4 protein-coding genes and 1 pseudogene are annotated in these 8,761 nt (G+C 74.7%); all 5 read right to left on the reverse strand.

All coding sequences use genetic code 11. From position 1 onward, the window contains the following. The coding region (locus F9B16_RS46430; RefSeq protein WP_225992554.1) for a coiled-coil domain-containing protein at positions 1-1,369 on the reverse strand (1,369 nt) is incomplete at its 3' end. A 97-nt stretch (positions 1,370-1,466) separates the two neighbouring features. Next, the gene (pip, locus tag F9B16_RS46435) at positions 1,467-2,420 is read right to left on the reverse strand and encodes a prolyl aminopeptidase (RefSeq protein WP_225992555.1); all 954 of its coding nucleotides are present in this window, start codon (positions 2,418-2,420) and stop codon (positions 1,467-1,469) included. 72 nt (positions 2,421-2,492) lie between these two features. After that, complete coding sequence (hrpA, locus tag F9B16_RS46440; RefSeq protein ID WP_151546667.1) at positions 2,493-6,431, reverse strand: ATP-dependent RNA helicase HrpA; 3,939 nt, start codon at positions 6,429-6,431, stop codon at positions 2,493-2,495. A gap of 178 nt (positions 6,432-6,609) precedes the next feature. Further along, on the reverse strand, positions 6,610-8,094 hold the full coding sequence (locus F9B16_RS46445) for an NADH-quinone oxidoreductase subunit NuoF family protein (protein ID WP_151546668.1): 1,485 nt from the start codon (positions 8,092-8,094) through the stop codon (positions 6,610-6,612). Continuing rightward, positions 8,091-8,761, reverse strand: a pseudogene (locus F9B16_RS46450) (hypothetical protein); the annotation flags it as partial. The gene F9B16_RS46445 and the pseudogene F9B16_RS46450, both read right to left, overlap by 4 nt.

Genomic DNA, 8,761 nt, shown 5'->3' on the forward strand with positions numbered 1-8,761 from the left:
GCGGCACGGGGCTCCCGCCGGACAGCCGGCCGCCCGGCGGGATGTTCGACGACAGGGTGTTGTGGGTGAGCTGGTCGATCTGGCGGCGGGCGCGGTCGGCCTCGGCGCGCGCGGCGTCGCGCTCCTCGGCGAGCGCGGACAGCGCCGCCTGCTGCTCGGCGACCGACTGGGACAGCTGGCGCAGCTGCACCGCCTGGTCGTTGATCTTGGCGTTCAGCTCGTCGCGCTCGCCGGTGGCGGACTCGGCGCGCGCCTGCGCGGCGTCGCGCTCCTTGGCGGCGTCCTCGGCCCGGGCGTTGGCGCGGACGACCTCCGCCTCCGCCTCCGACTGGGCGCGCAGCGCGGCGGCGCGCTCCGCCTCGGCCTTGCTGGCGGCCTGCATGGCGTGCTGGCGCTGCGCCTCGGTGTCGCGCATGGCGTTGCGCAGGTCCTCGGCGCCCTGCTTGGCGACCGCGGCCTCGACCCGCTGCGACTCGGCGGCGCCCTCGGCCTCGGCGAGCTTGGCGTGCAGGCCGACCAGCTCGGCGCGGGCGGCCTCCAGCGCGGCGAGCAGCTCGGTCTCGCGGGCGGCGATGCGGTCGCGCTCGCTCTCGGCGGCGAGCTTCGCCGTCATCGACTGCTGCGCGATCTGGTGCGCCTCCTCCCACGCCTGCTGCGCGGCGTCGCGCTTGGCGGTCGCGAGCCGGGCCTCCTCGCGGGCCTCAGCGGCGTCCTTCTCGGCCTCGTCGGCGCGGCCGCGCGCCGACGACGCCTCCTGCCACGCCTCCTCCGCCTTGCGCTGCGAGGCGTCCCGCTCGCTCTGCGCGATGGCGAGCTCGCGGGCGGCCTCGGCCCGCACCTCGGCGACCCGGCGCTCGACGCCGGCGACGCTCAGCTCGGAGGTCAGCGAGTCGGCGAGCAGGTCCGCGGCCTTCTCCAGCCGCTCGACCATCTCCCAGGTGGAGGCGACCTGGCCGGTGAGGCCGGGCGCGTCCCGGCCCCGCTCGCGGCGGTCGCGGGCCTCGCGGGCGCACGCGCCCTCGTTGTCCTGGCAGTACCGGACGGCGCGGACGGCGCCGACCGGCTGCGGGACCGGCCGCCCGCAGTTCGCGCACGGCCAGACCGTGACGGGGTCGCCCATCCGCGCGACCGCCGTCTCGGCTCCGCCGGTGCCCGTGACGTCGCCGCGCGCCTCCGGCGGGCCCTGCTGCGAGCCCTGCTGCTGCGGCGTGCCCTGCCGCGGGGCCCCCTGCTGCCCTGGCGAGCCCTGCCCGCCGCCCCCGTCGCGCTTCGCGGACGCGGCGTCCTGCGGACCCTCGGAGACCGCGCCCTGGGGAGCCGCGGCCGTCCCCTCGGGGCCGCTATTGTCGCGCTCTTCGCTGTTAGGCATGGAATGAACCATACGCACTAGTACACGGTACTGCAGTGACTTGCGAGGTAGATGTGGGGCCAGCCACGTCGTCGCGAAGTGAGTGGACCGGCGGCCCTCACCGCACCGCGAACCGGTCGGTCGCCTCGATGAGCCGGTTCAGGGTGCCGGGTTCGGAACCGCCGTGCCCCGCGTCCTCGACGATGTGGAACTCCGCCTCGGGCCACGCGAGGTGCAGATCCCACGCCTGGTCCGGTGGCGTCTTCATGTCGTAGCGGCCGTTGACGATGACGGCGGGGACGTGCCGGATCCGGTCGATGCCCGCGAGCAGGCCGCCCTCGGGCAGGAATCCGCCGGCGGCGATGTAGTGGTGGGTGATGCGGGCGAACGCGAGGACGGTGGCGTCGTCGAGGTCGGGGGGCGGGAGGGGCAGCAACGTGTTCGCGCACAGCTCCCACTCCATCCACGCGCGCGCCGCCGGCAGGTGGACGGCCGGGTCCGGGTCCTCGATGCGGCGGCCGTAGGCGGCGACGAGGTCGTCGCGCTCGTCCGGCGGGATCGCGTCGCGGAACGCGGCCCACTCGGCCGGGAACAGGTGCGCGGCGCCGCCCGGGGTGAACCCCCACGCCTCGTCGGACGGGCGGACGAGGTAGACGCCGCGCAGCACCATCTCCGTCACGCGCTCCGGATGGGCCTGCGCGTAGGCGAGCGCGAGGGTGCTCCCCCAGCTGCCGCCGAACACCAGCCAGCGGTCGAGCGCCAGGTGCTCGCGGAGCCGCTCGATGTCGGCGACGAGGTGCGGCGTCGTGTTGCGCTCAAGCGAGACGCTCGGGTCGCCGGCGTGCGGGAGGCTGCGGCCGCAGTTGCGCTGGTCGAACAGGACGATCCGGTACGCGGCGGGGTCGAAGAAGCGCCGGAACGGGGGCACCACGCCGCCGCCGGGCCCGCCGTGGAGGAACACCGCGGGCTTGCCGTCCGGGTTCCCGCAGGTCTCCCAGTGGATCCGGTTCCCGTCGCCGGCGTCCAGCAGGCCGGAGTCGTAGGGCTCGATCGGCGGGTAGAACTCCCTCAATCCCATGATCCCAGTCATACACGACGATTGATCATGTCGTGCCCCCGCCGGGACGCCCCGGCCGGCCGGGGCTCAGAGCTGGGCCATCGCCTTGCGGATGCGCTTGTCGGACACGGGGAACCGGGTGCCGAGCTGCTGGGCGAACAGGCTCACCCGCAGCTCCTCGAGCATCCAGCGGATCTGCCGGGCCGGCTCCTCGTCGCGGCGGGACGGGTGCAGCCGGCGGAGCGCCTGCTCGTACTCCTGCCCCAGCACGTCGACCTGGTGGGCGAGCATCCGGTCGCGTCCCGGGTTCTCGGGCAGCTTGTCCAGCCGGACCTGCAGCGCGCGCAGGTAGCGGGGCAGGTCGGCGAGCCGCGCCCAGCCCGTCTCGGTGACGAACCCGGGGTGGACCAGCCTCGCCAGGTGCCCGCGGATGTCGGTCAGCGCCGGGACGAGGGTGAGGCTGGTCGTGCCGCGCAGCCGCCGGTCCAGCTCGTGGGACTCGGCGAGGATCCGCTCGACCAGCCCGACGATCTGGGCGGTGGCGTCGTGCAGGTCCGCGCGGACGCGGTCGTAGAGCGCGCGGAACCCGTCCTCGTCCCACGCGGGCCCGCCCGCCTCCGCGATGAGCCGGTCGGCGGCGGCGGTGACGCAGTCGTCGAACAGCGCCGCGACGGACCCGTGCGGGTTGTGGCTGAGCGCCAGCTTGCCCTTGTTGGTGAGCCGGCCCTGGATGAGCTTCACCGGCGACGGCGCGTTCAGCAGGATGAGGCGGCGCGTGCCGAGCCACATGGCGCGGCGCTGCTCGGCCTCCGTCTCGTACATGCGGACGGCGACGCTCTCGCCCTCGTCGGTCAGCGCCGGGTACGCCTTGACGTCGTAGCCGGCCTGCTTCTGCTCGTAGGTGCGGGGCAGCTCGCCGATCGTCCATTCGGTGAGGCCGGACCGCTCCACGCTCGACGCCGCCTTCGACAGCGTCCCGCGCACCTTGCCCGCGAGCCGGCGTTTCAGCTCGTCGAGGTCGGTGCCCTCGCCGAGGGTGCGCTTGCGGTCGTCGACGACGCGGAACGTGATCCGCAGGTGCGCGGGCAGCCGCGCCGGGTCCCACGCCTCCCGCGCGACGGGCACGCCGGTCATCGCGGTCAGCTCGCGCTCCAGCGCGTCGAGCAGCGGCTCGGTGCGCGGCGCGACGCGGTCGAGGACCTTGCGGGCGTAGTCGGGCGCCGGGACGAAGTTGACGCGCAGCTGCTTCGGCAGCGACCGGATCAGCTCGGTGACCAGCTCGGTGCGCAGGCCGGGGACCTGCCACTCGAACCCGTCCGGCCGGACCTGGTTGAGGACCTGCACGGGGACGTGCACGGTCACGCCGTCGGCGTCGGTGCCCGGCTCGAACTGGTAGGTCAGGCGGAGCCGCAGCGGCCCCTGCTTCCACGAGTCCGGGTAGTCGGCCTCGCTGACGCCGCCGGCCGTCTCGTTGATGAGCATCGACTTCTCGAACCCGAGCAGGTCGGGGTCCGAGCGCCGCGCCTTCTTCCACCACGCGTCGAAGTGCCGCCCGGAGACGACGTCCTCGGGGATCCGCTCGTCGTAGAAGTCGAAGAGCGTCTCGTCGTCCACGAGGATGTCGCGGCGGCGGGCGCGGTGCTCCAGCTCCTCCACCTCGTCGAGCAGAGCCCGGTTGTCGTGGAAGAACTGGTGGTGGGTCTCCCAGTCGCCCTCGACGAGCGCGTGCCGGATGAACAGCTCGCGGGACAGCGCCGGGTCGATGGAGCCGTAGTTGACGCGCCGGTCGGCGACGATCGGCACCCCGTACAGCGTGACCTTCTCGTGCGCCATGACGGCCGCCTGCTTCTTCGACCAGTGCGGCTCGCTGTAGTTGCGCTTGACGAGGTGCTCCGCCAGCGGCTCGATCCAGTCCGGCTCGATCTTCGCGTTGATGCGGCCCCAGAGCCGGGACGTCTCGACCAGCTCCGCCGACATCACCCAGCGCGGCGGCTTCTTGAACAGCGCCGACCCCGGGAACACGGCGAACTTCGCGCCGCGCGCCCCGAGGTACTCCTGCCCGCGCCGCGGCTTGTCCTTCTCCTTCTTGTCGGTGTCGACTAGGCCGATGTGGGAGAGGAGGCCGGCGAGGAGGGAGACGTGGATGCGGTCGGGCGGCGCGTCGGCGGTGTTGAGCGTGACGCCCAGGGAATTCGCGACCTGCTTCAGCTGGCCGTGCAGGTCCTGCCATTCGCGGACGCGCAGGAAGTGCAGGAACTCGTTCTTGCACATGCGGCGGAACGCGCTGCCCGACAGCTCCTTCTGCTGCTCGCGCAGGTAGTTCCACAGGTTCAGGTACGCCAGGAAGTCCGACGTCGGGTCGGCGAACCGGCGGTGCCGTTCGTCGGCGGCCTGCTGGTGCTCGGCGGGACGCTCGCGCGGGTCCTGGATCGACAGCGCGGCGGCGATGATCAGCACCTCGCGGACGCACCCGTTGCGGTCGGCCTCCAGCACCATGCGGGCGAGCCGCGGGTCGACAGGCAGCTGCGCGAGCCGGCGGCCGAGCGGGGTGAGCCGCTTGCGCGGGTCCTTCTCGGCCGGGTCGATGGCGCCGAGCTCGTGCAGCAGGTCGACGCCCGCCTTGACGTTGCGCCGGTCCGGCGGCTCGACGAACGGGAACGCGGCGATGTCGCCGAGGCCGAGCGCGGTCATCTGCAGGATGACCGACGCGAGGTTGGTGCGCAGGATCTCCGGGTCGGTGAACTCGGGGCGGGACTCGAAGTCCTCCTCGGAGTACAGCCGGATGCAGACGCCCTCGGACACGCGCCCGCAGCGCCCCTTGCGCTGGTTCGCCGACGCCTGCGAGACCGGCTCGATCGGGAGCCGCTGCACCTTCAGCCGGTGGCTGTACCGGGAGATGCGGGCGGTGCCCGGGTCGACGACGTACTTGATGCCCGGGACGGTCAGCGACGTCTCGGCGACGTTCGTCGCGAGCACGACGCGCCGCCCGCGATGCGCCTGGAACACCCGGTGCTGCTCGGCGGCCGACAGCCGCGCGTACAGCGGCAGCACCTCGGTCGCGGTCCTGGTGCGGGTGAAGTGCTTGGTCAGCGCGTCGGCCGTGTCGCGGATCTCCCGCTCGCCGCTGAGGAACACCAGCACGTCGCCGGGCGCCTCGCGGCCCAGCTCGTCGACCGCGTCGATGATCGCCTGGATCTGGTCGCGGTCGGGGTCGGCGGACGGGTCGTCCGGGTCGGAGACCGGCCGGTACCGCACCTCCACCGGGTACGTCCGGCCGGACACCTCGACGATCGGGGCGTCGCCGAAGTGCCGGGAGAACCGCTCGGGGTCGATCGTCGCCGAGGTGATGATCACCTTGAGGTCCGGCCGCCGCGGCAGGATCTCCTTGACGTAGCCGAGCAGGAAGTCGATGTTCAGGCTACGCTCGTGCGCCTCGTCGATGATCAGCGTGTCGTACTGGCGGAGCAGCCGGTCGGTCTGGATCTCGGCGAGCAGGATCCCGTCGGTCATCAGCTTCACCAGCGTGTCGTCGCTCGACCTGTCGGTGAAGCGGACCTTGTAGCCGACGGTGTCGCCGAGCTCGGTGCCGAGCTCCTCGGCGATCCGGTCGGCGACGGTGCGGGCGGCGAGCCGGCGCGGCTGGGTGTGCCCGATCGAGCCGAGCACGCCCCGGCCCAGCTCCAGGCAGATCTTCGGGATCTGGGTCGTCTTGCCGGACCCGGTCTCGCCCGCGACGATCACGACCTGGTGGTCGCGGACCGCGGCGAGGATGTCGTCCTTCTTCTGCGCGACCGGCAGCTCCGCCGGGTAGGTGATCGCGGGCACGGCGAGGCGCCGCCGCTCGACCCGCCGCTCGGCGGCCTCGACCTCGGCGGCGATCTCCTCGGCCACCTTCGCGCGCCGCGCCGCGTCCCGCATCTTCTGGGTGCCGTCGATGCGGCGGCGGAGCCGGTGCTGGTCGCGCAGCATCAGCTCGGGCAGGCGCGCGCGCAGGTCGGCGAGCGGCGATCTCACAGGCGTCCTCATAACCGTCGACAAGGATAGGGTTCCAGGCCGGCAGGCCCCGCTCACCCCTCAAACCTTCGCACCGTAGCCGGAACCGCCCGCGCCGGGCGATCCATTTTCCGTCGGGCGCCCCGGTTACAACACCCGACGCCCCGCCCGGCATTCCTGCGCCGCTAGGAGGCCCGGCTAGGAGGCCCGGCTAGGAGGCCCGGCCGGCCTTCTCGTGGGGCGTGCGCGGGACGAGGCGCAGGGCGAGGCCGGGGCAGATCGCGACGGCGCGCCGCGCGTCGGCCTCCAGCCGGGCCGGGATGGGCTCGGTCGGGATCACCGGGTAGTTGTACTCGTCCATCCGGACGGTGCCGCGCAGCACGTCGGCGCACAGGCCGTGGCCGTCGCAGCGGCTCCAGTCGACCTCCAGCCGCAGCTCGGCCGCCTCGGCCTCGGCAGGCAGCACCCCGAGAGTGGGCCGCCCGCAGCCGCCGTCGGAGGCGTGCCGGGCGACGTCGGCGGCGAAGACCTCCAGCGCGGACAGGACGAACCGGGCGGTGCCGTCGGGGTGGGCGCACGCGCCGCGGCCTTCGACCATCCCCACGGTGCGGCGGACGGCCTCGGCGGCGGACGCGACGCCCCGTCCGGCGGCGATGTCGGCGAACGCGCCCGCGATGTCGGGCAGCCCGAGCCGGCACGGCCCGCACTGCCCGGCCGACTCGGCGGCCAGGTATCCGGCGACGCGCGCGCACTCGCCGAGCGGGCAGGTGCCCCGGCCGACCGGCATGACGATCCCGGCGCCGAGCGCGCCGCCGGCCGCCGCGAGCCCGGCGCGCGACACCCCGGTGCGGGTCGCGACCTCGCCTTTCAGCCAGGCGCCGTGGTACCCGCCGACCAGCACGCCCTCGCCCGCCCGCGCGCCGCACAGGTCGAGCAGGTGGCCGAGCGGCGCCCCGGCGGGGGTCTCCACCACGGCGGGGAAGCGCGCCGAGCCGGTCACGGTCAGCAGCACCGTGCCGGGCTCGTCCGGGGTCCCGATCCTGCGGTATCCGGCCGGGCCGAGCCCGGCGAGGACGGCGAGCTGGGCGTAGGTCTCGGCGTTGGACAGCAGCGTGGGCAGGCCGTCCACGCCGCGGGTCGAGGCGCGGCCCTTGCGGCCGGGCGGGATCGGGCGCTTGCCGTTGATGCCGCGCACCAGCGCGCCGCTCTCGCCGGTGACGAACCGCTCCGGCAGCAGCGCGACGCGGGCCCGGCCGCCGAGGTCGCGCTCGGCGATCGCGTCCCGCACCGACCCGGCGGCCGCCTCGTCCGTCACGGCGACGATGATCTCCAGCGAGCCGAGCGCGGTCGCGGCGAGCGCGGCGCCGTCCAGGATCAGGTGCGGCGCGCCGCGCAGCAGCGCCTTGTCCTTGGCGCTGCCGGGCTCGCCCTCGGTGCCGTTGACGACCACGATCGTCCGCTTGCCGCGCCGGACGGCGCTGTCGGCGGTCGCCCGGACCTTGCGCGCGAACGGGAACGCGGCGCCGCCGCGCCCGTGCAGCCGCCCCGCCTCGCACAGCGCGACGAGCTGGTCGGTGGTCAGGGGCCGCGGGTCGGGGTGCAGGGCGCGGTGGGCGTCCCAGTCGAGGCGTCCGCCGTCCGCGAGCCCCTTGGTGAGGCGCGGCGGGCCGACGTGCCGGACGGCGAGCGCGGTCACGGCGTCCTCCTCTCCCGGGGCCGCAGGACGGGACGGGCGGCGAGCGCGAGCGCGACCCCGGCCACGCAGAGCAGGTAGCCGGCCGTCACCCACACGGCGGGGGCGCGGCCGGAGGTGAGGCCGTGCCAGATCCCGAGGGGCCAGGCCGCGTACGCGGTGAGATGCGTGGCCCGCCAGGCCCACGGGTGCTTGGTGCCGGCGAAGCGGCCCCGCGCGATCCCGCCGGCCACGGCGAGGAGCAGCAGGTAGAAGGCGATCACGCCGATGTCGTAGTCGGCGGCGTGCCGGCCGGGCAGCGGCAGGACCGCCTGGGCGATCCCGACCCGGTGCTCGGCGAGCTGGGAGGCGATGTGCACGGCCAGCATCGCCACGGCGAGGAAGGCGGTGGCCCGGTGCACCGCCTGGGCCCGCAGCCGGTGCCGGGAGGCGAGGATCGCGCGGTCGGTGGCCAGCAGCCCGATCATGACCGTCAGCGACAGCGCGACCAGCGCGAAGACCCCGCAGTAGAAGTCGAGGAACCGGCCGACCGGGCGCAGCACCGGCGACGCCGCCCCGGTCTCCGCGCCGAGGCCGAGGAGCGCGCCCGCCACGACGGCAGCGGCCGCCCCCGCGGCGATACGGCCCCGGTGCGCGCCGCCCCTTCGCCGCGGCGCCGCGACCGCCGGGG

This window comes from Actinomadura montaniterrae, assembly GCF_008923365.1.
Classification (GTDB): Bacteria; Actinomycetota; Actinomycetes; order Streptosporangiales; family Streptosporangiaceae; genus Spirillospora; species Spirillospora montaniterrae.

What these genes read in the sequence shown, in the direction of transcription:
- hrpA (WP_151546667.1), bottom strand. Translation starts at nt 6,431, where the DNA reads ATGAGGACGCCTGTGAGATCGCCGCTCGCCGACCTGCGCGCGCGCCTG.